Origin of the sequence: Paucibacter soli (genome assembly GCF_037482845.1) — a bacterium.
Classification (GTDB): domain Bacteria; phylum Pseudomonadota; class Gammaproteobacteria; order Burkholderiales; family Burkholderiaceae_C; genus Paucibacter_B; species Paucibacter_B soli.
Map to the genome: position 1 here is coordinate 1 of NZ_JBBHJW010000004.1, position 21,704 is coordinate 21,704.

Sequence of the window (21,704 nt, forward strand, 5' to 3'; positions counted from 1 at the left end):
GGTGATCTTCATGGACGCTGGCAGAATCGTCGAGGACTGCACGCGCGACGAGTTCTTCGGCCAGCCCGATGCGCGCTCGCCGCGCGCCAAGGACTTCCTGGCCAAGATCCTGCAGCACTGAAACGACGAGGGGCGGCACGCAATGTTTGGGACAATCGCGGCATGAGCGAAGCAGCCACCCCCACCGAACTCACCATCACCCGCCCGGACGACTGGCATCTGCATCTGCGCGATGGCGCGGCGATGCACAGCGTCGTGCCCTATACCGCACGCCAGTTCGGGCGTGCCATCGTGATGCCCAATCTGCGCCTGCCGGTCACCACAGCGGCGCAGGCCAGCGCCTACCGCGAGCGCATCCTGGCCGCGGTGCCGGCGGGCCTGAACTTCCAGCCGCTCATGACGCTCTACCTCACCGACAACACGCCGGTGGACGAGATCAAACGCGCCAAGCAGGCAGGCGTAGTGGCCTTGAAGCTCTATCCGGCCGGCGCCACCACCAACAGCGATGGCGGCGTGACCGACATCCGCAAGACCTATGCGGTGCTGGAGGCGATGCAGCGCGAGGGCCTGCTGCTGCTGGTGCACGGCGAGGTCACCGACCCGGAGGTCGATGTGTTCGACCGCGAGGCCGTCTTCATCGATCGCGTGATGCAGCCCTTGCGACGCGATCTGCCGGAGTTGAAGGTGGTGTTCGAACACATCACCACCAAGGAAGCGGCCGACTATGTGGCGGCGGCCGATGCCCATACCGCGGCCAGCCTGACGCCCCAGCACCTGCTCTACAACCGCAACGCCATCTTCACCGGTGGCCTGCGCCCGCATTACTACTGCCTGCCGGTGCTCAAGCGCGAGCTGCATCGCCAGGCCCTCTTGGCCGCCGCCACTTCGGGCAGCGCCAAGTTCTTCCTTGGCACCGACAGCGCGCCGCATGCGGCGGTGATGAAGGAGAACTCGGTCTGCGGTGCCGGCTGCTTCACTGCGCTGTCGGCGCTGGAGCTCTATGCCGAGGCCTTCGAGGCCATGGGTGCGCTCGACAGGTTCGAGGCCTTCGCCAGCTTCAATGGCGCCGACTTCTACGGCCTGCCGCGCAACAGCGGCCGCATCACCCTGCGCAAGCAGGCCTGGACCCTGCCCGAGAGCGTGGCCTTTGGCGACGCACAGCTCAAGCCGCTGCGTGGCGGCGAGGCGCTGGCCTGGCGGATGGTCTGATGCGGCGTCTTTGGTGGGCGCTCGGCCTAGCCGCCTTGGCCGGCATGAATTCGGCACAGGCCCAAGTCGCGTTGCCCGTGCGCCCCGCCGCCAGCGCCGCCGCGCCGGCGGCCGAGGTGTCGGCCACCGCGCGCCGCGTCTATGAGCGCGCGCGTTCCCAGCTGCTGCAGATCCGCACCCTGCTGAAGAACCAGGACAGCCAGGCCTCGGTGGGCTCGGGCTTCGTCGTCAGCGAAGAAGGCCATGTCATCACCAACTACCATGTGGTGAGCCAGTTCGCGCTCGAGCCCGAGCGCTATCGCCTGCGCTATGGCAGTACCGATGGCGAGGGCGGCAATCTGGAGCTGCTCGACATCGATGTGCGGCGCGACCTGGCGCTGCTGCGCGTGGTGGACCACAAGCCGCAGGGCTTCATGAAGTTCCGCGCCGTGGCTGCGCCGCTCTCCAAGGGCGACCGCATCTATTCGATGGGCAATCCGCACGACGTCGCGTTTGCCGTGGTCGAGGGCAATTACAACGGCCTGGTGGAGCGCAGCTTCGACCCGCTGATCTACTACGCAGGCAGCATCAACTCGGGCATGAGTGGCGGGCCGGTGGTCGACGAGGAGGGGCGCGTCGTCGGCATCAACGTCTCGGCGATGTTCTTCGCGCAGCAGATGAGTTTTCTGGTGCCGGGCGAGTATGCGCAGCGTTTGCTGGAGCGCAGCCGCGCCGCCAAGCCCATCACCACGCCGCTGTGGCCGCGCCTGCGCGAGCAGCTGATGGCCTACCAGGACGAACTGGTGCAGGGCTTCATGGCCCAGCCCTGGCGCGATGCCGGCCACCAGCGCTACCAGTTGCCGGTGCCGCAGGAAAAGTTCATGCGCTGCTGGGGTCGCGGCACCTCGGCCGATACCAAGGGCCTGGAGTTCCAGCGCTCGCAATGCCGGCAGGACCACGCGATCTTCATCAACGGCGGTATGCAGACCGGCTATCTGGACATGTCGCACGAGGCCTACGACGGCGCCAAGCTTGGCGCGCTGCGCTTCGCGCGCCAGTACAGCAACAGCTTCCGCAACGAGCGCCTGGGGCGCGATGACCGCGACCGTACCGCGCCGTTCTGCAAGGAGGAGTTCGTGCAGCGCGATGGCCTGCCGCTGCGCGCCGTGGCCTGCCTGCGCGCCTACCGCAAGCTGCCGGGCCTGCACGACCTGAGCGTGATCGTGACCACGGTGGATGCCAGCACCGAGGGCGCGCTGGGCCGTTTCGATGCCAAGGGCATTTCCTTCGACAACGCGCTCAAGCTGACGGCGCATTACCTCAAGGGCTTTGCATGGACCACGCCGCGCTAGTCGTCGAGATCCTGGACCGCGACGGTCGGGTTTGCGCGGTGCACAAGGTGCTGGCCTGGCCGCTGCGCATCGGGCGCTCGCCGCTCTGCGACGTGGTGCTGAGCGATCCGCATCTGGCGGGCGAGCACGCCGAGCTTCGGTGGGGCGAGCAGGGCGTCGAGCTGCTGATGCTGGACAGCCTCAACGGCGGCTGGCAAGGCCAGCGGCGTCTGCGGGCCGGCGACCGGCTGGCGCTGGCGGGACCGGCGCCGCTGCAGCTGGGTGCCACCCGGCTGCGCCTGCGCAGCAGCCTCGACGTGCTGGCCCCAGAGCGGCTGCTGGCGCGGCCGGCCCCCGCGCGCAGCCGCTGGCGCCATCTCTGGGTGCCAGGTCTTGCGCTCGCCTGGGCCCTGCTGCTCTGGTACGACCAATGGGCCGGCATGGATCCGGGCGCACCCTGGGTGGATTACGCCAGCGCCGTGCTGGGGCCGCTGGGCGTGGCGACCGTCTGGGCGGCGCTGTGGGCACTGATCACCCAGCTGTTCCAGCATTGGTTTGCCTTCGCGCCGCATTTCAAGCGCGTGCTGGCCGGCGCGCTGGGCCTGCACCTGCTGGGCCTGCTGCTGCCGGCGCTGGCCTATGCCTTCTCGGCGCCACGCCTGATGGCGCTGGACAGCCTGCTGTTTCCGCTCGGCCTGGCAGGCGTGCTGTGGTGGCAGGCCGGTGTGGTCTGGCCGCGCAGCAGGCGCTGGGTGGCGCTGGGCCTGGGTGGGGCGCTGGCCCTGGGCTTCGCGCTGATGGTGGGCAAGCGCATCGAACAGCAGCATTGGCTGGGCCCGCCCTATCTGGCCGCGCTGCCGCCGCCGGCGCTGCGCATGGTGGAGCCCAAGACGCCGGAGGCGCTGATAGCCGAACTGCGGCCGCTGCAGGCCCAGCTGGCACGCCAGGCCAGCCGGGACAACGACCTGCCGAGCAGCGATCAGGGCAACGAGTGAGTGCAGCCGCTCAGGCGGGCAGGAAGCCCTCGATCGAGAGGTAGCGCTCGCCGGTGTCGTAGTTGAAGCCCAGTACGCGCGCGCCAGCGGGCAGGTCGGGCAGCTTCTTGGCGATGGCAGCCAGCGTGGCGCCGCTGGAGATACCGACCAGCAGGCCTTCCTCGCGCGCGCAGCGGCGCGCGTACTCGCGCGCCTCCTCGGCCTCCACCTGGATCACGCCGTCCAGCAATTCGGTGTGCAGATTGTCGGGAATGAAGCCGGCGCCTATGCCCTGGATCGGGTGGGGGCTGGGCGCGCCGCCGCTGATCACCGGCGATGCGGCGGGCTCGACCGCAAACACCTTGAAATTCGGCCAGGCCTTCTTCAGCACCTGGGCGCAGCCGGTGATGTGGCCACCCGTGCCCACGCCGGTGATGAGGGCGTCCAAGCCTTCCGGGAAATCGCGCAGGATCTCCTCGGCGGTGCTGCGCACATGCACGGCGATATTGGCGGGATTCTGGAACTGCTGCGGGATCCAGGCGCCAGGCGTCTGTGCCGCCAGCTCCTCGGCTCGGGCGATGGCCCCCTTCATGCCCTTCTCGCGCGGGGTCAGGTCAAAGCTGGCGCCATAGGCCAGCATCAGGCGGCGGCGCTCCACCGACATGCTGTCGGGCATGACCAGGATCAGCTTGTAGCCCTTTACCGCGGCCACCATGGCCAGGCCCACGCCGGTATTGCCCGAGGTGGGTTCGATGATGGTGGCGCCAGGCTTGAGCACGCCGCGCGCCTCGGCGTCCTCGACCATGGACAGCGCGATGCGGTCCTTGATCGAGCCGCCCGGATTGCTGCGCTCGGACTTGATCCAGACCTGGGCACCGGCGCCGAACAGGCGCTGGGCGCGAATATGCGGGGTGTTGCCAATGGTGGCGAGGACGTTGTCGGCTTTCATTTCGGCTCCGTTGCGATTGCTTCGAGGATAATCCCGTTGTGAAGCAAGCCAGACCGCCGCTGGTGCAAGCGTGGAAACACGGCACTGGAGGAAGGTCCGGACTGCATAGAGCAGCGTAGCAGCTAACGGCTGCCCGGCGTAAGCCGAGGATTAGAGCAACAGAGACGAGTTCTGTTGGGACACCCCGATGGGTGGTCTATGAGGCGCCAGCGCAAGCTGGCGTGGGGTGAGGCGAAAGCCTCGCACCATCAGGCGCAAGCCTGAATCGAATAGCACCTCTGTCGGGCTCTGCCCGACAGAGGTGAAACGGGCAATCTCTACGCGCAGCAACACCAAGTAGGCCAGCGTTGATGCGGCTCGCAGAGCTGGCGGGTAGGTGGCACCGAGCCGGGCAGCGATGTCCGGCCCAGAGGAATGGCGGTCACGGGGCCTGGCCCGCAAGGGTCAGGTCCTGCACAGAATCCGGCCTATCGGCTTGCTTCACACTTTTCCGTGGCGGATGCCTGCAGCAAGCGTTCGATGGTCTCCTGCACGGCCAGCGCCTCGGCGTAGCTGGGCAGGGCGTGCGAGTGGCCGTCCAGCAGCGCCGCCCATTGATCCAGCTGTGCCAGTGGGCCGGCGCCTTGCAGCGCGACCGGCTGCGGCAGTTCACCGTGGCGGGTCTGGGTCACGTTGCCGAACCAGTCGCGCAATTCCAACTCGGCCTCGCTGGCGCGCCAGAGCATACGGTTGTCGTCGGCCTCGCTGCCGCCCAGCTGGGCCGCGATGCGCACCGGCACGCCAGCTGCACGCAGCTCGGCGCGCAAGCCGGTTTCAGCCTTCATGCCATCGGCCGGGTATTGCACCGCCGTGGCCAGCACCTGCGCCGGGCCCAGCACGCGCTGCAAGGCGAAGATGAAGTGCGACAGCACCTCGCGCGTGAAGCCGCCTTCCGCGCGTTCGGCCAGCCAGGCGCCAGCCTGGGCCTGCCAGGGCCGCGGCCAAGCAGCGAAGGCCACCGAGATCTGCACCTCCTGCAATGCGCCCAGCGGCATGTGGGCGGCGGCGCCGAAGGCGAGTTGCAGGGCCGAGAGCCCCGCCGAGGAGGCGAGCGAGAAATTCACCGCGGCACGCAGCTTCTCGCGCTGGATGCGCTCGATGCAGGCACGCGTGGCCTCGAAGTCCACGCTCAGCGGCTTCTCGCACAGCACGCCCAAGCCGGCGTCGAAGCCCAGATGGCTCAGCTGCAGATGGGCGGCCGGCGGGGTCGCGATGTAGAGGCCGTGCAGGCCGGGGCTCGCGATCAGCGCCTCGGCGCTGTAGGCGGCGCGCAGCTCGGGGTACTGCTGCAGGCAGGCGGCCAGGCGTGCGGGATCGGCGTCCCAGACCATGGTGGGGCGAAGCCGCGCATGGCCTTGCATGCGGCCCAGCATGCGCTGCCCCATCACGCCCAGGCCAATGATGCCGATGTTCAAGATCTCAGGCATGCCGCCCCTCGCCCCGTTGATATCCCTCAATGGCGCGCAGTGTAGGGGGCCGCCGCTACACTCGACGCCCAAGCCACAGCCCCTGCCTCCGCAAGGGCGCATACCGCACCGAAAATGAATCCTGATGCCGGCACGATCTGGCGCGCACCACGCTGGGCGCTGGCCGTATTGCTGGCCTGCCTGGGCATGGTGGGCCCGTTCTCGATCGACACCTATCTGCCGGCCTTCTCGGGCATCGCGGCCGCCTTGCACGCCACGCCGGTGCAGATGCAGCAGACGCTGTCGAGCTATTTGCTCGGCTTTGCAGTGATGAATCTGTTCCACGGCGCGCTTTCCGACAGCTTCGGACGGCGACCGGTGGTGTTGGTGGGCGTGGCGGTGTTCACGCTCGCCTCGCTGGGCTGCGCGCTGGCGGCGGACATCGGTCAGCTGATCTTCTTCCGCACCCTGCAGGGCATGTCGGCCGGCGCCGGTATCGTGGTCTCGCGCGCCATCATCCGCGACATGTTCCCGCCCTCCGAGGCGCAGCGCGTGATGTCGCAGGTGACGATCTACTTCGGCGTGGCACCGGCCATCGCGCCCATGGTGGGCGGCTTCCTGTTCGTGCATGCCGACTGGCATTCGATCTTCTGGTTCCTGGTGTTTGTGGGCGTGGCGCTGTGGCTCGCCAACTGGCGCTTGCTGCCCGAGACCCTGCACAAGGACATGGTGCAGCCCTTTCATGTGCGGCCGCTGATGCGCGACTACTGGCGCTTGTGCACCAGCAAGCGCTTCATCCTGCTGGCGCTGGCCAGCGGCGTCCCCTTCAACGGCATGTTTCTCTATGTGCTGGCGGCGCCGGTGTTCCTGGGTGAGCACCTGAGGCTGGCGCCGCAGCAGTTCTTCTGGTTCTTCTGCTTCAGCATCGGCGGCATCATGGGTGGCGCCTGGCTGAGCGGCCGCTTGGCCGGCAGGATCCGGCCCAAGCACCAGATACGGCGCGGTTTCGTCATCATGGTGCTGACCTCGCTGCTCAATGTGGGCCTGAACCTCTGGGCGCCGCCCAGTCCCTTCTGGGCCTTTCCGGTGATCTCGGCCTTTGCCTTTGGTTGGGCCCTGATGGTGCCGGTGGTGACCCTGATGGTGCTGGACCAGGCGCCCGAGCGGCGCGGCATGGCCTCCTCGCTGCAGGCCTGCATAGGCAGCGCCGCCAACGGCCTGGTGGCCGGTGTGGTGGTGCCGCTGGTGATGCATTCCACGCTGGGCCTGGCGCTGGCCTCGATCGGCATGATGAGCATCGGCCTGGTCTCCTGGTTGTGGGTCAAGCGCGAGCTGAGCTGAGTCTCAAGAATGGCGCCCAATGGGCCGAAGAAGGAGGCGATACGCCCGATCGGGCAGGAGTGCCTCATGTCTTCGTTCTCGCTTCGCCTTGCCCTTGCCACCATGCTCGCCCTGCCACTGGCCCCGCTGCTCGCCGAGGAGCCCGCAGCGGGCGAGGAGCCGGTGGAGCTGCTGCGCAAGCGCCTGGCCGAGCGGCTCAGCAGCAAGGGCGAGCAGGCCAAGTTGGAGAACAAGGCCGAGAGCAAGGCTGAGAGCGGCCGCGCTGCACGCAGCGCCACCAAGGCGGCCAAGCCCGAGGCGCACAAGGACATTCACTGGGCCTATGCCGGCGAGGGGGCGCCCGAGCATTGGGCCGAACTCAAGCCCGACTTCAAGCTCTGCGCGGTCGGCACGCGTCAGAGCCCGATAGACATCCGCGATGGCATCAAGGTGGACCTGGAGAAGATCCAGTTCGACTACCGGCCCAGCGGCTTTGCGGTGCTCGACAACGGCCACACCATCCAGGTCAATATCGCGACGGGCAACAGCCTGCAGGTGATGGGGCGGCGCTTCGAGCTGCAGCAGTTCCATTTCCACCGGCCCAGCGAGGAACGCATCAACGGCCGGCAGTTCGAGATGGTGGCGCACCTGGTGCACAAGGACGCCGAGGGCCGCCTGGCGGTGGTGGCGGTGCTGATCGAGCGTGGCAGCGCTCACCCGCTGGTGCAGACGATCTGGAACAACCTGCCGCTGGAGAAGATGGAGGCGCTCAGCGCCCCGGGGGCGATCGATCCCGGCCAGCTGCTACCCGACGATAAGGCCTACTACACCTATATGGGCTCGCTCACCACGCCGCCCTGCAGCGAGGGCGTGCTGTGGATGGTGATGCGTCAGCCGGTGCAGCTCTCGGCCCAGCAGATCGGCATCTTCGCGCGTCTGTACCCGATGAATGCGCGGCCACTGCAGGCTGCTTCGGGCCGCATGATCAAGGAATCCAACTGAGCGCCACGCTTCATGGCGTGTAGCCGTGCGCGGCGTAGATCTTGCGGATCACGCCGCTTTTCTGCAGGCCGGCCAGGGTGTTGTTGAGCAGCTTGACCTGCTCGTCGGGCAGCTGCTTCTGGCAGGCCAGGTACATCTCGGTGCGGTTGAACACCAGCACCGGCTCGATGCCGCTGATGCCCTGTTGCGCCAGCCGGTATTGACCGATCAGGCGGCCGGTGGCCCAGTAGTCGATGCGCCCGGCCAGCAACTTCTTGGGGTTCACGTCGTCGTTGGGTGCGGCGTCGACGATATGGCCGCGCGTCTGCAGATAGCTGACGATGGCGTCGCCCTGGTAGCTGCCAATGCGCATATTGGCGGTCTCGTCCAGGCTGGCCGGGCGGCTGGACTTGGCAAGCGCGAACAGGGCCCAGTCGTTCGAGACCAGCGGGCCTATCCATTTGTAGAGTGATTCGCGCTCGGGCGTGCGTGACATCGAGTAGACGCAGGTGTTGACCTGGGTGCGTGCCATGCCGATGGCACGTGCCCAGGGGAAGATCGTGATGTCGTACTCGTAGCCCGCGGCATCGAGCAGCGCCTTCACGATCTCGGTCGACAGCCCGACCACATGGCCGCGCGTGTCGCTCATGTTGTAAGGCGGGTATTCCTCGGTGGCCAGCACCAGCCGTTCGGCCGCGCAGACGCTGGTGCAGGCGAGGGCGCAGACGACCACCATGACGGCGCGCCACTGCGCAAGAAGGGCAGGATGCTGAGTGACTTGCATGGCTACCTCCTCATGGCCATGGGCCATGCGGGGCCCGGCCTTCACTGCCGACTTTACGCCTGCTGACCCAGCCAGCGCGCCAAAGTTTTGAACAATTGCTCGGCCACCACCGGCTTGGCCACATGGTCGTTCATGCCGGCGTCCAGGCAACGCTGGCGCTCCTCGGCGAAGGCGTTCGCCGTCATCGCCAGGATGGGCAGGTGCTGGCCGCGCGCAGTGCTGCGGATTGCACGGGTGGCATCCAGCCCGTCCATCACCGGCATCTGCACGTCCATCAGGACCAGGGCATAGTCGCGTTGCTCCACCATCTGCCAGGCCTTGTGCCCGTCCTCGGCAACGTCCACCTCGAGGCCGGCGCTCTGCAGCAGGGCCACGGCCACTTCCTGGTTGACGGCGTTGTCCTCGGCCAGCAGCAGCCGGCGGCCGCGGTAGGGGGCCAGCAGCTCGCGGGCGCTCTGACCGACATCGCGCAGCGTCTCGGTCGTTTCGTCGCCGCTCAGGCTCACCGGTACGCGGAACCAGAACAGGCTGCCCTCACCGGGCCGGCTGCGCACACCCACCTCGCCATGCATCAGCTCGGCCAGGCGCCGACAGATGGCCAGCCCGAGCCCGGTGCCACCATAACGGCGTGTGGTCGATGAGTCGGCCTGTTCGAAGTCCTTGAACAGGCGTGCCTGTGCCTCGGGGGCGATGCCGATGCCGCTGTCCTCCACCTCGAAGCGCAGCTGCAGCTGCTTGCCAAGCTGCTCGCCCGCCGCGACACGCAGCGTCACCACGCCGTGGTCGGTGAACTTGATGGCGTTGCCGGCGAAATTCAGCAGCACCTCGGCAATGCGCTGGGAATCGCCGTGCAGCACCCGGCGTTCCAGCGCCGGGTCTATCTGCACCTGGATCTGCAGATGCTTCTCGGCGGCGCGCTGCGCCAGCATGCTGCGGATGTTGTCCAGCACCTGGGAGACAGTGAATTCGCGCTGCTCCAGCTGGAGCTTACCGGCCTCGATCTTGGAGAAGTCCAGCACGTTGTTGATCACGCTGAGCAGGTGCTCGGCGGCGTCGCCCACCTTCTTCAGCCGGTCCTCCTGCTCGGGCGTGCAGTTGTCGCGCCGCGCCAAATAGGTCAGGCCGATGATGGCATTCATGGGCGTGCGGATCTCGTGGCTCATATTCGCCAGGAAGGCGCTCTTGGCCAGGCTGGCGGCCTCGGCGGCCTGGGTGGCGGCAGCCAGTTCGCGCGTGCGCGCCTCCACCAGCTCCTCCAGATGGTGGCGGTAACGTTCCAGCTCAAGGGCATCGCGGCGCTGGCGCGAGATGTCGGTCAGGAAGCCATGCCACAGCACCGTGCCGCCTTCTTCCAGCTGGGCGATTGCGTTGCCATAGAGCCAGCGCTCGCTGCCGTCCTGGTTGAGGATGCGGAACTCCTGCTGCCAGGGGCTGAGGTGGCGCGCCGAGGCCATCAGCGAATCGCGCACCGCCTGCCGGTCGCTCTCCTGGATCTGGTCGAACAGGAGCTCGGCGTCCTTGCTGAACTCGGCGGCGTTCAGGCGGAAGTAGTCGCGCACCGCCTCGCTCACATAGGCGAAGGCAAAGCTGCCATCGGTCTGCAGGCGCAGCTGAAAGACCACACCGGGCACCGTCTCGGCCATGCCGCGCAGGCGCGCGATCAGCGACTTCTGCGCGTCGAACTGCGCCTGCAGCGCGTCGCGCATATGTTCCAGATGCTGGCCCAGCAGACCGATCTCGTCGTGGCGCTCGGTGCGCAGTTCGGCCGAGAAACGGCCCTGCGCGAGGTCGTTGGCGAACATGCCCAGCTCGCGCAGCGGCCGCATCAGGCGCGAATTCAAGAGCGCGAGTATCAAGGCCAGCGAGACCAGCAGCTGCCCGCCCACGGTGGCGCCATAGAGCCAGCGCTGACGCTGCAGCGCCGCGGCGGCCAGATGATCGTCAATCTCGACCTGAATCAGACCGATCTTGGCATTGCCGCGGAAGATCTCGCGCTCGCCCCGGATGGTGTGGCCGAGCTGACGCTCGGGAAACTTGGCCTCGATGAAGGGCAGGCCCTGCGAGGCGTCGCTGACCCGCACCTGCACCACCTCGGGCGCCTTGGTGATGGAGGCCACCACCTCGCGTGCGGCCACGGCGTCGAGGTTCCACAGCAGCTCGGGCAGGCTGCTGGCCAGCACGTCCAGCTTGGACTGGAGTTCGCGTTCCTGGGTCTGCTGCGTCACCTGCGGCTCGCGCAGGCCGATCAGCAAGCCGCCCACGATCAGGGCTGGCAAGAGCAGGCCGATGCTGGCACCGGTGGCAATGGCGAAGAAGAGCGAGCTTGATGCTTTGCGGCTCAATCGGACCTCGACCGATGTTGTTCGACTGCCGGCTTGTGCTGGCTTTCAGTCCGGCAAACGAGCCAGTCCCAGTCGCAGTATCTCCCAGCTATCGACATGAATCGCAGGAACTGTAGTCAGCCCTGCAGCTGGGTGCGGCCGGTGGCGTCGCAACTGGGCACCTGGCGCGGTATTTCACCCTGCAAATCCGTGATCCAGCAGGCGTCCAGCACCGAGCAATAGCAGGCCTGGGCCTTGAGTTGCTTGAAACGCACCACGTTCAGCTTCTCCCAGGCCTCGCGCGCGACCTTCTGGTTCGCTGGCGGCATCGGCCAGGTGAGCATGGTGATGTCCTTGCCAGCGGGCAGCATGCGTGGCGAGGGGCGCGTGGTGCCGAGCTCGAATTCGTCCGGATTCGCCGCAGGATGGAGCTTGCCCACCAGCCTGTGCATGGCTGCGACGGGCTGTCCTTCGTGGCTGAGTTCGAACCAGACCACCCGCGCCGGCCCGGTTCCCACATTGGCCAGCGTGAAGTTGAGCTCGGGCCGCCCGTTGGCGCCGGCATTGCCATGGCTGAACTCCAACATGGGGGTGGCGTTGGCTTGCACCAGGCGGGCGTTCTCCTTCACCAACTCCTTCATGGTGTTGCTGGTACTGAGAGAGCCCACTAAAGCACTGATCGCGCTCAGCGCCATGCTGCCGGCCACGACAATATGGAACCAGCGCGGCGCCGCATCGGCCTGAGGTTTCATCAACTTGGGCATCTCGATCACGGCACTTTCCTTCTACTCAACGGCGCTGTTCGGCCGCGGCGCGAGTGTACGTTGCGAGCCATATATCTTCATCCACCACTTGCAGACAGGTTTGCAAGTCCTTCTTTTTGAACAACTTTTATTTCATGAAAGTCGTAGCTATCGTTTCTAAGTAGTTGATTTCATTGGGAAAAAACGCGATTTGCCTTGACCTGCGGCGGTTGCGTAAGTAAAGTGGGAAAAACTGTCATTTGGTGGGTCGCTGTGGCGAATTTTGTGTTTCAAGGGGCGAGTGCCTTGGCGATGGACGCCAAGGGGCGTTTGTCCGTCCCTACACGCCACCGTGAGGTGCTGCAGGCGCTGTGCGCCGGCCAGCTCACGCTCACCAAGCACCCGGAAGGCTGCCTGATGGTCTTTCCGCGTCCGGCCTGGGAAAACTTCCGCGACCGCATCGCCGCCCTGCCGATGTCGGCCTCGGGCTGGAAGCGCGTGTTCCTGGGCAATGCGCAGGACGTCGAGATCGACAGCGCCGCGCGCATCCTGATCGCGCCCGAGTTGCGCGCCAGTGCCGCGCTGCAGAAGGACGTGATGCTGCTGGGCATGGGCAGCCACTTCGAACTCTGGGACGCGGCCGCCTATGCGGCGCATGAGGCCCAGGTGATGCAGTCCGAGCTTCCGGACGCACTCAAGGATTTCAGCTTCTGATGAGCGAGATGACCACGCCCGCGACGCCCGGCTTCTCGCACACCACGGTGCTGCTGCACGAGACCGTCGATGGGGTGCTGAACGATCCCAACGGCATCTATGTGGACGGCACCTTCGGCCGTGGCGGCCATTCGCGTCTGCTGCTGGAGAAGCTCGGGCCGCAGGGGAGGTTGATCGCGATCGACCGCGACCCCGAGGCCATCGCGGCGGCCACCATCGGCGAGACGCGGGTCACGGACCCGCGTTTTTCCATCTGCCACGCCCCTTTTGCCGATATGCGCGCCCAGCTCGAGGCCCTGGGCATCCAGCGCGTGCACGGCGTGCTGCTGGACTTGGGCGTGTCGAGCCCGCAGATTGACAACCCCGCGCGCGGGTTCAGCTTCCGCTTCGAGGGGCCGCTGGACATGCGCATGGACACCACGCGCGGCGAGAGTGCCGCCGATTTTCTGGCGCGTGCCGACGAGCGCCAAATTGCCGAGGTCATACGCGACTATGGGGAAGAACGGTTTGCTGCACAGATTGCAAAGGCGCTTGTTGCTCGCCGGGAGAGCGGGAGTGCTGTTCGAAGCACTGCCGAGCTTTCCCAAGTCGTGGCTGGTGCAGTCAAAACCCGCGAACCGGGCCAGGACCCTGCAACGCGCACATTTCAAGCGTTACGGATTTACGTCAACGCCGAGCTTGAAGAGCTCGAGCAGGGGCTGAACGCGGCCCTGCAGATGCTGCTGCCCGGCGGGCGTCTCAGCGTGATCAGTTTTCATTCGCTGGAAGACCGCATCGTCAAGACCTTCATCGCCTCGCACAGCAAGGAGGTGGTGGATCGGCGCGCCATGTTCGCCGCACCCAAGGCGCTGGCGCTGACGGCGCTGGGCCGCATCAAGCCCAGCGAGACCGAGGTACGCGCCAACCCGCGTGCGCGCTCGGCCATCCTGCGCGTGGCCGAACGCACCGATGCGCCGCTCGAGGCCGTGCCGGCGCAGCACGCGAAGGCCGCCAGGCGCAAGGGAGCGAAGCGGTGAGCCGCATCAACTTTCTGCTGCTGATCGCGGTGCTGCTGTCAGGCCTCTACATGGTGCGCAATGCCTATGAGGCGCGCCGCCTGTTCACCGAGCTGGACCGCGCCCAGACCGAGGCGCGCCGGCTCGATGCCGATTACCAGCGCCTGCAGGCCGAGCGCCATGCCCAGGCCACCAATCTGCGCGTCGAGCAGGTGGCGCGCGAGCGCCTGCGCATGCGCGCGATCACGCCGGCCATTACGCAACCGGTGGCTCAGCCGTTGACCCAAGCGGTGACCCAGCCCCTGGACGCCGCGGACCAGCGCGCCACGCCGCCCGCCAGCGGAGCGCGGCCATGAAGCTCAGGCGTCAGGCTGGCGGCGCGCGTGCGCTCAACACGCGCAGCGTCAGCTATTCCACCAGCCCGCTGCTGGCCTCCAAGACCCCGCCCTGGCGCTCGCGCTTTCTGGTCGCCCTGGTGGGCCTGGCATTCGCCGGCTTGCTGGCGCGCGCCGCCTATATCCAGGTGATCGGCGAGGAGTTCTTCCAGCGCCAGGGCGAGGCGCGCTACGCCCATACCGTGGAGCTGCCGGCCAGCCGCGGCCGCATCAACGACCGCAGCGGCCAGGTGCTGGCCAGCAGCGTGGCCGTGCCCTCGATCTGGGCCTTCCCCAAGGAGGTCGACGCCGATCCGGTCAAGCGTGCCGCGCTGGCCAAGATCCTCGGCATCAGCCAGCAGCAGCTCGACAAGCAGCTGGACCCGGCCACGCGCTTCGTGTTCCTGCGCCGCCAGGCCGATGACGACACCGCCGCCAAGATCAAGGCGCTGAACCTCAAGGGCGTGTTCCAGGATCGCGAGTACAAGCGCCAGTATCCCGAGGGTGAGGCTGCCGCCCATGTGGTGGGCTTCACCAATCTGGAAGAAAAGGGCCAGGAGGGCATCGAGCTGGCCTTCCAGAAGGATCTGCAGGGCCGCGATGGTTCGCGCGCCGTGGTGCGCGACCGCCTGGGCCGCGTGGTCGAGGACATGGGCGAGCGCGTGCCGCCCGCCAACGGCCGCGACATCGACCTCTCGATCGACGCCAAGGTGCAGTTCTTTGCCTACCAGCGCGTGCGCGATGCGGTGGCCGAGCACAAGGCCAGGGCCGGCTCGGTGGTGGTGCTGGATGTGCAGACCGGCGAGGTGCTGGCGCTGGCCAACTACCCCAGCTACAACCCCGGCGAGCGCAAGAACCTCAGCGGCGAACAGCTGCGCAACCGCGCGCTCACCGATGTGTTCGAACCCGGCTCGACCATGAAGCCGCTGGTGATGGCGCTGGCGCTGGAGACCGGCCGCGTCACGCCCCAGACCCCGATCGACACCGCGCCCGGCCGCATCACCGTGACCGGCTCGGTGATCACCGACGCCCACCCGCATGGTGTGCTGAGCGCCGCCGAGGTGATCCAGAAGTCCTCCAACGTCGGCATCACCAAGCTGGCCCTGCAGATGCAGGCGCGCGAGATGCACGAGATGTTCACCGCCATCGGCCTGGGCCAGCGTCCGCAGATCAACTTCCCCGGCACGGTGACCGGCAAGCTGCGGCCCTACAAGAGCTGGCGTCCGATCGAACAGGCCACCATGAGCTATGGCTACGGGCTCTCGGCCTCGCTGCTGCAGCTGGCGCGCGCCTACACCGTGTTCGCGCGCGACGGCGAGGTGATCCCGATTTCGATGATGCACCAGACCGCCAAGGAGCCTGTGCATGGCATCCGCGTGTTCAGCGAGAAGACCGCGGCCCAGGTGCGCGAGATGCTGCAGATGGCCGCCGGCCCCGGCGGCACCGCGCCGCAGGCCATGGTGAGCGGCTACAGCGTGGGCGGCAAGTCCGGCACCGCGCACAAGCAGGAAGGCAAGAGCTACGCCGGCCACAAGTACCGCTCCTGGTTCGTCGGCATCGCACCGATCAGCAAGCCGCGCATCGTGGTGGCGGTGATGGTGGACGAGCCCAGCAACGGCGTCTACTACGGCGGTGCGGTGGCCGGCCCGGTGTTCAGCCAGGTGGTGGCGCAAAGCCTGCGCCTCTTGGGCGTGCCGCCCGATCTGGAGGTGAAGCCGCAGATCGTCGCCAGCGGCAAGCTGCAGGCGGTGGAGGAGAGCTTCTGATGGCCAGTCATCCACGCATCCACAGCCCCCTGCTCGCCACACGCACGCCGCTGTGGCGTTCGCGCTTTCTGCTGGTGCTGGTGGGCCTGGGCTTCACTGGCCTGCTGGCGCGCGCCGCCTATGTGCAGGCGGTGGACCAGGCCTTCTTCCAGCAGCAGGGGCAGGCGCGCTATCTGCACAAGCAGGAGCTGCCCGCCAGCCGCGGCCGCCTGATCGACCGCAGCGGCCAGGTGCTGGCCAGCAGCGTGGCCATGCCCTCGTTCTGGGCCGTGCCATCGGAGGTGGACGGCGACGCCGCCCAGCGCGCCGCGCTGGCCCGCGCGCTGGGCCTGAGCGAGGCCGAGCTGCACGCCAAGCTGGACCCGGCGCACCGTTTCGTGTGGCTGCGCCGCATGGTGGACGACGGCATGGCCGAGCAAGTGCGCGCCCTCAAGCTCAAGGGCGTGTTCCAGGAGCGCGAATACCAGCGCCGCTATCCCGAGGGCGAGGCCGCCGCCCATGTGGTGGGTTTCACGAATGCCGACGCGCGCGGCCAGGAGGGCCTGGAGCTGGCCTTCGAGTCTGCGCTGCAGGGCAAGGACGGCCTGCGCGCCGTGCTGCGCGACCGCCTGGGCCGCGTGGTGGAGGACCAGGGCGCCCATGTGGACGCGGTCAACGGCCAGGACATCGCCCTGGCCATCGACGCCAAGATCCAGTACCACGCCTACCAGCGCCTGCGCGACGCGGTCGGCAGGCATGGCGCCAAGTCGGGCAGCGCGGTGGTACTGGATGCGCGCAGCGGCGAGGTGCTGGCATTGGCCAACTATCCCAGCTTCAAGCCGGACCAGCGCAAGCAGCTGGGCGGCGAGCAGCTGCGCAACCGCGCGCTCACCGATGTGTTCGAGCCCGGCTCGACCATGAAGCCCTTCATCGCCGCCCAGGCCATCGAGTCGGGTCGCGTCAGGCCCGACACCCGCATCGTCACCGCCCCTGGTTTCATCACCATGGCTGGCCACCGTATCGCCGATGCGCACCCGGCCGATGTGATGACGGTGGCCGAGGTGATCCAGCATTCCAGCAATATCGGCACGCTCAAGATGGCGCTGCAGATGCCACCGCGCGAAATGCACGAGCTGTACAGCGCCATCGGCCTGGGCCAGCGCCCGCAGATCGAGTTTCCCGGCGCGGTAACCGGCAGCCTGCGGCCCTACCAGAAATGGCGGCCGGTCGAGCAGGCCACCATGAGCTATGGCTACGGCCTCTCGGCCTCGCTCTTGCAGCTGGCCCACGCCTATACCGTGTTCGCGCACGACGGCGAGCTGCTGCCGCTGAGCATCCAGAAACTGCCCGCCGGCGCCCAGGTGCAGGGCCGGCGCGTGTTTTCGCCGCAGACCGCCGAGACCCTGCGTCGCATGCTGCAAAGCGTCACCGAGCCCGGCGGCACCGCGCCGCTGGCCCGGGTGGCCGGCTATGCGGTGGGCGGCAAGTCCGGCACCGCCTACAAGCAGGTCGGCCGCGGCTACGACAAGAGCAAGTACCGCGCCTGGTTCGTGGGCCTGGCCCCGATTCAGGATCCGCGCATCGTCGTCGCGGTGATGGTGGACGAACCCAGCATCGCCGGCCATGCCGGCGGCCATGTGGCCGCGCCGGTGTTCAGCGAGCTGGCGGCGCAGAGCCTGCGCCTGCTGCATGTGCCGCCCGCCAGGCCCGAACTGCTGGCCTGCGGCCCCGGCAACAAGGACATCAAGACATCATGCTGACCCGACTCAAGTCACCCGAAGCCGCAGCCCGTTGGCTGCAGGAATGGACCACCGGTACGCTGCGCACCGACAGCCGCGCGGTGGCGGCGGGCGATGCCTTCATCGCCTGGCCCGGCTATGCCAAGGATGGGCGTGGCTATGTGGGCGCGGCGCTCGATGCCGGCGCCGCCACCTGCCTGGTGGAGGAGGAGGGCGTCGATGCCTACGGCTTCACAGACGCGCGCGTGGCCTCGCTGGTCGGACTGAAGGCCAAGACCGGCCTGATCGCCGCCGCCTACTATGGTGAGCCCAGCAAGCAGCTGGCGGTGATCGCCAGCACCGGCACCAATGGCAAGACCTCCACCGCCTGGTGGACCGCCCAGGCCCTGAGCCTGCTGGGCCAGCGCTGCGGCGTGGTCGGCACGCTGGGCGTCGGCGAGCCGCCCATCCCTGGCAGCGGCAAGCCCGCCGACATCAGCTACACCGGCCTGACAACACCTGACCCCGTGCTGCTGCAGGCGGCCTTCAAGCGCATGCTTGAGCAGGGTTATGCCGCCTGCGCGATCGAGGCCTCGTCCATCGGCATCAAGGAGCAGCGCCTGGCCGGCACCCAGATCCGGGTGGCCCTGTTCACCAACTTCACCCAGGACCATTTGGACTACCACGGCAGCATGGACGCCTACTGGGCCGCCAAGCGCGAGCTGTTCGACTGGCCGGGCCTGCAGGCCGCGGTGCTGAACCTCGACGATGCCAAGGGCGCCGAACTGGCCAAGGAGCTGACCGGCAAGCTGGACGTCTGGAGCTATGGCCTGAACCGCAGCGATGCGCGCCTCTCGGCCCATGCCCTGCATTACCGCGCCGGCGGCCTGGCCTTCACGCTCAAGGAGCAGGGCGCCGCAGAACTGCTGGTCGAGACCGGCCTGATCGGCGAGTACAACATCTCCAACCTGCTGTCGGTGATCGCCGGTCTGCGCGCACTGGGCCACGAGCTGGCCGAGGTGGCCCGCGTGGCGGCCCAGGTCACACCCGTGCCCGGGCGCATGCAGCGCGTCGGCAATGGCCGCGAGCTGCCCGAGCTGGTGGTGGACTACGCCCACACGCCCGACGCCTTGCAGAAGGCGCTGGAGGCGCTGGCCCCGCTGGCAGCGGCGCGCGGCGGCCTGCTGCACTGCGTGTTCGGCTGCGGCGGCGACCGCGACCGCACGAAGCGCCCGCTGATGGGCGAGATTGCCGCGCGCCTGGCGCAGCGCGTCGTCATCACCAGCGACAACCCGCGCGGCGAGCCCCCCGAGCAGGTGCTGGCCGATATTGTGGCGGGCCTGGCTGCGGATGCGCCGCGCCTGGTGCTGGCCGACCGCCGCGAAGCCATCGCGCGCGCAGTACTGGAGGCCGGCAGCCGCGACGTCGTGCTGGTGGCCGGCAAGGGCCATGAGGACTATCAGGAAATCATGGGCCAGCGCCACCATTTCTCGGATGTGGAAGAGGCCCGCGCGGCCCTGATCCGGAGGGCCGGACTGTGAATCCGCACAACGATTTCACCCTCGGCCAGCTGCATGAGCTGCTGCTGCCGGCCGTGCCCGAGGCGCGCCTGCTGGGCGACCCGGAGCTGGCCATCCTGCGCGTGCACAGCGACACGCGCAGCCTGCAGCCGGGCGACCTGTTCGTGGCGCTGCGCGGCGAGCGCTTCGATGCGCATGAGTTCCTGGCGCAAGCCAAGACGGCGGGCGCCGTCGCGGCCCTGGCCGAGCGTGATCTGGAGGCGGCCGGCCTGCCCGGCATCCTGGTGCCCGACAGCCTCAAGGCCCTGGGCGCCATGGCGACGGCCTGGCGCGCAGCCTGTCATCTGCCGGTGATCGCCGTTACCGGCAGCAACGGCAAGACCACCGTGACCCAGATGATTGCGAGCATCCTGCGTGCTTGGCTGGGCACGGCGGCGCTGGCCACCGAGGGCAATTACAACAACGAGATCGGCGTGCCGCTGACGCTCATGCGCCTGCGGCAAGACCTGGCCCAATGGCATCGCGCCGCGGTGATCGAGCTGGGCATGAACCACCCCGGCGAGATCGCGCCGCTGGCCGCGATGACTCAGCCCACCGTGGCCCTGGTCAACAACGCGCAGCGCGAGCACCAGGAATTCCTTCAGACGGTGGAAGCCGCAGCGCGCGAGAACGGCGCCGTCATCGCGGCGCTGGGCCCGGCGGGTGTGGCGGTGTTCCCGGCCGAGGACGGCTGCGCACCGATCTGGCACCAGATGGCAGGCCAGCGTGGCCACCTCAGCTTCGCCCTGCAGGGCCAGGCCGATGTGATGGGGCGCGCCAGCTGGGTCGATGCGGGACATTGGGCGCTGGAACTGCACACCCCCGCGGGCGATGCGCCGGTGGCACTCTCCGTGGCCGGCCTGCATAACGTGCGCAACGCGCTGGCCGCAGCGGCCTGCGCGCTGGCCGCGGGTGCGCCGCTGGCCGCGGTGGTGCGCGGGCTGGAGGACTTCCGCCCGGTCAAGGGCCGCTCGCAGCTGCAGCAGCTGGAACGTCAGGGACGGCGTCTCACGCTGATCGACGACAGCTACAACGCCAATCCCGACAGCGTGCGCGCCGCCATCGACGTGCTGGCCGACCTGCCGGGCGCCTCCTGGTTGGTGCTGGGCGATATGGGCGAGGTGGGCAGCGAAGGCCCGGCCTTCCATGCCGAGGTGGGCGCCTATGCGGCCGAACGCGGCATCGCCGCGCTCTGGACCGTGGGTGATGCCGCGGCCGACACCGCGCGCGCCTATGGCGTTGCCGCCAGACATTTCAAGTCAGTGGACGAGCTGTTGGCAGCGCTGGACGGCGCCCCCCAGGTTCAGAACCTGCTCGTCAAGGGATCGAGATTCATGAAGATGGAACGCGTGGTCGCCGCGCTGCAAAAGGATGGGGGCGCCCATGCTGCTTAGTTTGGCCCAATGGTTGCAGGGCCTGTATCCGGACCTCGGCTTTCTGCGCGTGTTCCAGTACATCACCTTCCGCGCGGTGATGGCGGCGCTGACCTCGCTCGTGATCGGCCTGGCCTTCGGGCCCTGGGTGATACGGCGCCTCACCGAGATGAAGATAGGTCAGCCGATCCGCGAATATGGCGTGCAGCAGCATCTGGCCAAGAGCGGCACGCCCACCATGGGTGGGGTGCTGATCCTGATCGGCATCGGCGTGTCGACCCTGCTCTGGTTCGACTGGAGCAACCGCTTCGTCTGGGTGGTGATGCTGGTGACCATGGGCTTTGGCGCGATCGGCTGGGTGGACGACTGGCGCAAGGTGGTCGACAAGAACCCCGAGGGCATGAGCAGCCGCGAGAAGTTCTTCTGGCAATCGCTGATCGGCCTGGTGGCCGCGCTCTACCTGGCCTTCAGCGTCTCGGAGACCTCCTTCCTGGGCGTGGTGGAGCTGTTCTTCCGCTGGGTCACGAGCGGCTTCTCCACCGAGCTGCCGCCCAAGGCCGACCTGATGCTGCCCTTCTTCAAGACGGTCAGCTATCCGCTGGGCGTGTTCGGCTTCATCGCGCTGTCCTTCTTCGTCATCGTCGGCACCAGCAATGCGGTGAATTTCACCGACGGCCTGGACGGCCTGGCCATCATGCCGGTGGTGATGGTGGGCTCGGCGCTGGGCGTGTTCGCCTATGTCACCGGCTCCTCGGTCTACAGCAAGTACCTGATCTTTCCCTACATCCCCGGTGCCGGCGAGCTGATGATCTTCTGCGCGGCGATGGCGGGGGCAGGTCTTGCCTTTCTGTGGTTCAACACCCATCCGGCCCAGGTCTTCATGGGCGATGTGGGCGCGCTCTCGCTGGGCGGCGCGCTCGGAACGCTGGCGGTGATCACGCGCCAGGAAATCGTGCTGGGCATCATGGGCGGGGTGTTCGTGGCCGAGGTGCTGTCGGTGATGCTGCAGGTGAGCTGGTTCAAGTACACCAAGAAGAAGACCGGCACCGGCCGGCGCATCTTCAAGATGGCGCCGCTGCACCACCATTTCGAGAAATCGGGCTGGAAGGAGACCCAGGTGGTGGTGCGCTTCTGGATCATCACGATGCTGCTGTGCCTGATCGGCCTGGCCAGCCTGAAGCTGCGCTGAT

General features: G+C 67.7%; 17 protein-coding genes, 1 other RNA gene and 2 pseudogenes. 15 read left to right on the forward strand and 5 right to left on the reverse strand.

Annotation, left to right across the window (positions count from 1 at the left end; all coding sequences use genetic code 11):
• From WG898_RS09865 to WG898_RS09880, 4 genes and pseudogenes are all read left to right on the forward strand, one after another.
• Window positions 1-121: pseudogene (locus WG898_RS09865) on the forward strand (amino acid ABC transporter ATP-binding protein); the annotation flags it as partial.
• Between the two features lie 41 nt (window positions 122-162).
• Window positions 163-1,209, forward strand: coding sequence for a dihydroorotase (pyrC, locus tag WG898_RS09870; protein WP_339602617.1), 1,047 nt, complete (start codon window positions 163-165; stop codon window positions 1,207-1,209).
• A gap of 44 nt (window positions 1,210-1,253) precedes the next feature.
• Window positions 1,254-2,540 carry a S1 family peptidase gene (locus WG898_RS09875; RefSeq protein WP_339602618.1) on the forward strand — a complete coding sequence of 429 codons (1,287 nt, stop codon included), beginning with the start codon at window positions 1,254-1,256 and terminating at the stop codon, window positions 2,538-2,540.
• The gene (locus WG898_RS09880) at window positions 2,522-3,514 is read left to right on the forward strand and encodes an FHA domain-containing protein (protein WP_339602619.1); all 993 of its coding nucleotides are present in this window, start codon (window positions 2,522-2,524) and stop codon (window positions 3,512-3,514) included. Before WG898_RS09875 ends, WG898_RS09880 begins: the two co-directional genes overlap by 19 nt.
• Window positions 3,515-3,524: 10 nt before the next feature.
• On the opposite strand, the gene cysK is transcribed toward WG898_RS09880, so the two are convergent.
• Complete coding sequence (gene cysK, locus WG898_RS09885) at window positions 3,525-4,442, reverse strand: cysteine synthase A (RefSeq protein ID WP_339602620.1); 918 nt, start codon at window positions 4,440-4,442, stop codon at window positions 3,525-3,527.
• Between the two features lie 40 nt (window positions 4,443-4,482).
• On the opposite strand from cysK, the gene rnpB reads away from it, so the two are divergent.
• An RNA gene (gene rnpB, locus WG898_RS09890) (RNase P RNA component class A) lies at window positions 4,483-4,928 on the forward strand.
• 668 nt (window positions 4,929-5,596) lie between these two features.
• On the opposite strand, the pseudogene WG898_RS25305 reads toward rnpB, so the two are convergent.
• Window positions 5,597-6,010 (reverse strand): annotated as a pseudogene (locus tag WG898_RS25305) (Gfo/Idh/MocA family protein); the annotation flags it as partial.
• Window positions 6,011-6,022: 12 nt separating this feature from the next.
• Between WG898_RS25305 and WG898_RS09900 the strand changes: the two are divergent.
• Window positions 6,023-7,228, forward strand: a complete 1,206-nt coding sequence (locus WG898_RS09900; RefSeq protein ID WP_339602622.1) for a multidrug effflux MFS transporter — start codon at window positions 6,023-6,025, stop codon at window positions 7,226-7,228.
• A gap of 66 nt (window positions 7,229-7,294) precedes the next feature.
• Window positions 7,295-8,209 (forward strand): carbonic anhydrase, encoded by a 915-nt coding sequence (locus WG898_RS09905; protein WP_339602623.1) that lies wholly within the window; start codon window positions 7,295-7,297, stop codon window positions 8,207-8,209.
• A gap of 10 nt (window positions 8,210-8,219) precedes the next feature.
• On the opposite strand, the gene WG898_RS09910 is transcribed toward WG898_RS09905, so the two are convergent.
• The 3 genes from WG898_RS09910 to WG898_RS09920 all read right to left on the reverse strand — a co-directional run bounded on the left by WG898_RS09910 (window position 8,220) and on the right by WG898_RS09920 (window position 12,066).
• On the reverse strand, window positions 8,220-8,972 hold the full coding sequence (locus WG898_RS09910; protein WP_339602624.1) for a substrate-binding periplasmic protein: 753 nt from the start codon (window positions 8,970-8,972) through the stop codon (window positions 8,220-8,222).
• Window positions 8,973-9,025: 53 nt separating this feature from the next.
• A complete protein-coding gene (locus WG898_RS09915; RefSeq protein ID WP_339602625.1) occupies window positions 9,026-11,314 on the reverse strand; it encodes an ATP-binding protein in 2,289 nt (762 codons plus the stop codon).
• Between the two features lie 116 nt (window positions 11,315-11,430).
• Window positions 11,431-12,066: a hypothetical protein gene (locus tag WG898_RS09920; RefSeq protein ID WP_339602626.1), complete on the reverse strand. Its 636-nt coding sequence runs from the start codon at window positions 12,064-12,066 to the stop codon at window positions 11,431-11,433.
• A 255-nt stretch (window positions 12,067-12,321) separates the two neighbouring features.
• Between WG898_RS09920 and mraZ the strand changes: the two genes are divergently transcribed.
• From mraZ to mraY, 8 genes are read left to right on the forward strand one after another with little or no spacing between them, the layout of a single operon-like run.
• Window positions 12,322-12,750, forward strand: coding sequence for a division/cell wall cluster transcriptional repressor MraZ (mraZ, locus tag WG898_RS09925; protein ID WP_285233489.1), 429 nt, complete (start codon window positions 12,322-12,324; stop codon window positions 12,748-12,750).
• 8 nt (window positions 12,751-12,758) lie between these two features.
• Complete coding sequence (rsmH, locus tag WG898_RS09930; RefSeq protein ID WP_339602957.1) at window positions 12,759-13,766, forward strand: 16S rRNA (cytosine(1402)-N(4))-methyltransferase RsmH; 1,008 nt, start codon at window positions 12,759-12,761, stop codon at window positions 13,764-13,766.
• Window positions 13,763-14,101, forward strand: coding sequence for a cell division protein FtsL (gene ftsL, locus WG898_RS09935; RefSeq protein WP_339602627.1), 339 nt, complete (start codon window positions 13,763-13,765; stop codon window positions 14,099-14,101). Before rsmH ends, ftsL begins: the two co-directional genes overlap by 4 nt.
• Window positions 14,098-15,885 carry a peptidoglycan D,D-transpeptidase FtsI family protein gene (locus tag WG898_RS09940; protein ID WP_339602628.1) on the forward strand — a complete coding sequence of 596 codons (1,788 nt, stop codon included), beginning with the start codon at window positions 14,098-14,100 and terminating at the stop codon, window positions 15,883-15,885. The genes ftsL and WG898_RS09940 overlap by 4 nt, the downstream gene beginning before the upstream one ends.
• Window positions 15,885-17,624 (forward strand): peptidoglycan D,D-transpeptidase FtsI family protein, encoded by a 1,740-nt coding sequence (locus tag WG898_RS09945; protein WP_339602629.1) that lies wholly within the window; start codon window positions 15,885-15,887, stop codon window positions 17,622-17,624. The genes WG898_RS09940 and WG898_RS09945 overlap by 1 nt, the downstream gene beginning before the upstream one ends.
• Window positions 17,618-19,123, forward strand: a complete 1,506-nt coding sequence (locus tag WG898_RS09950; protein WP_339602630.1) for a UDP-N-acetylmuramoyl-L-alanyl-D-glutamate--2,6-diaminopimelate ligase — start codon at window positions 17,618-17,620, stop codon at window positions 19,121-19,123. The genes WG898_RS09945 and WG898_RS09950 overlap by 7 nt, the downstream gene beginning before the upstream one ends.
• Window positions 19,120-20,535: a UDP-N-acetylmuramoyl-tripeptide--D-alanyl-D-alanine ligase gene (locus WG898_RS09955; protein WP_339602631.1), complete on the forward strand. Its 1,416-nt coding sequence runs from the start codon at window positions 19,120-19,122 to the stop codon at window positions 20,533-20,535. The genes WG898_RS09950 and WG898_RS09955 overlap by 4 nt, the downstream gene beginning before the upstream one ends.
• Window positions 20,525-21,703 (forward strand): phospho-N-acetylmuramoyl-pentapeptide-transferase, encoded by a 1,179-nt coding sequence (gene mraY, locus WG898_RS09960; protein WP_339602632.1) that lies wholly within the window; start codon window positions 20,525-20,527, stop codon window positions 21,701-21,703. The genes WG898_RS09955 and mraY overlap by 11 nt, the downstream gene beginning before the upstream one ends.
• Window position 21,704 lies beyond the last annotated feature (1 nt).

What these genes read in the sequence shown, in the direction of transcription:
- pyrC (WP_339602617.1), top strand. Translation starts at nt 163, where the DNA reads ATGAGCGAAGCAGCCACCCCCACCGAACTCACCATCACCCGCCCGGAC.
- WG898_RS09875 (WP_339602618.1), top strand. Translation starts at nt 1,254, where the DNA reads ATGAATTCGGCACAGGCCCAAGTCGCGTTGCCCGTGCGCCCCGCCGCC.
- WG898_RS09880 (WP_339602619.1), top strand. Translation starts at nt 2,522, where the DNA reads ATGGACCACGCCGCGCTAGTCGTCGAGATCCTGGACCGCGACGGTCGG.
- cysK (WP_339602620.1), bottom strand. Translation starts at nt 4,442, where the DNA reads ATGAAAGCCGACAACGTCCTCGCCACCATTGGCAACACCCCGCATATT.
- WG898_RS09900 (WP_339602622.1), top strand. Translation starts at nt 6,023, where the DNA reads ATGAATCCTGATGCCGGCACGATCTGGCGCGCACCACGCTGGGCGCTG.
- WG898_RS09905 (WP_339602623.1), top strand. Translation starts at nt 7,295, where the DNA reads ATGTCTTCGTTCTCGCTTCGCCTTGCCCTTGCCACCATGCTCGCCCTG.
- WG898_RS09910 (WP_339602624.1), bottom strand. Translation starts at nt 8,972, where the DNA reads ATGCAAGTCACTCAGCATCCTGCCCTTCTTGCGCAGTGGCGCGCCGTC.
- rsmH (WP_339602957.1), top strand. Translation starts at nt 12,759, where the DNA reads ATGACCACGCCCGCGACGCCCGGCTTCTCGCACACCACGGTGCTGCTG.
- WG898_RS09940 (WP_339602628.1), top strand. Translation starts at nt 14,098, where the DNA reads ATGAAGCTCAGGCGTCAGGCTGGCGGCGCGCGTGCGCTCAACACGCGC.
- WG898_RS09945 (WP_339602629.1), top strand. Translation starts at nt 15,885, where the DNA reads ATGGCCAGTCATCCACGCATCCACAGCCCCCTGCTCGCCACACGCACG.
- WG898_RS09950 (WP_339602630.1), top strand. Translation starts at nt 17,618, where the DNA reads ATGCTGACCCGACTCAAGTCACCCGAAGCCGCAGCCCGTTGGCTGCAG.
- mraY (WP_339602632.1), top strand. Translation starts at nt 20,525, where the DNA reads ATGCTGCTTAGTTTGGCCCAATGGTTGCAGGGCCTGTATCCGGACCTC.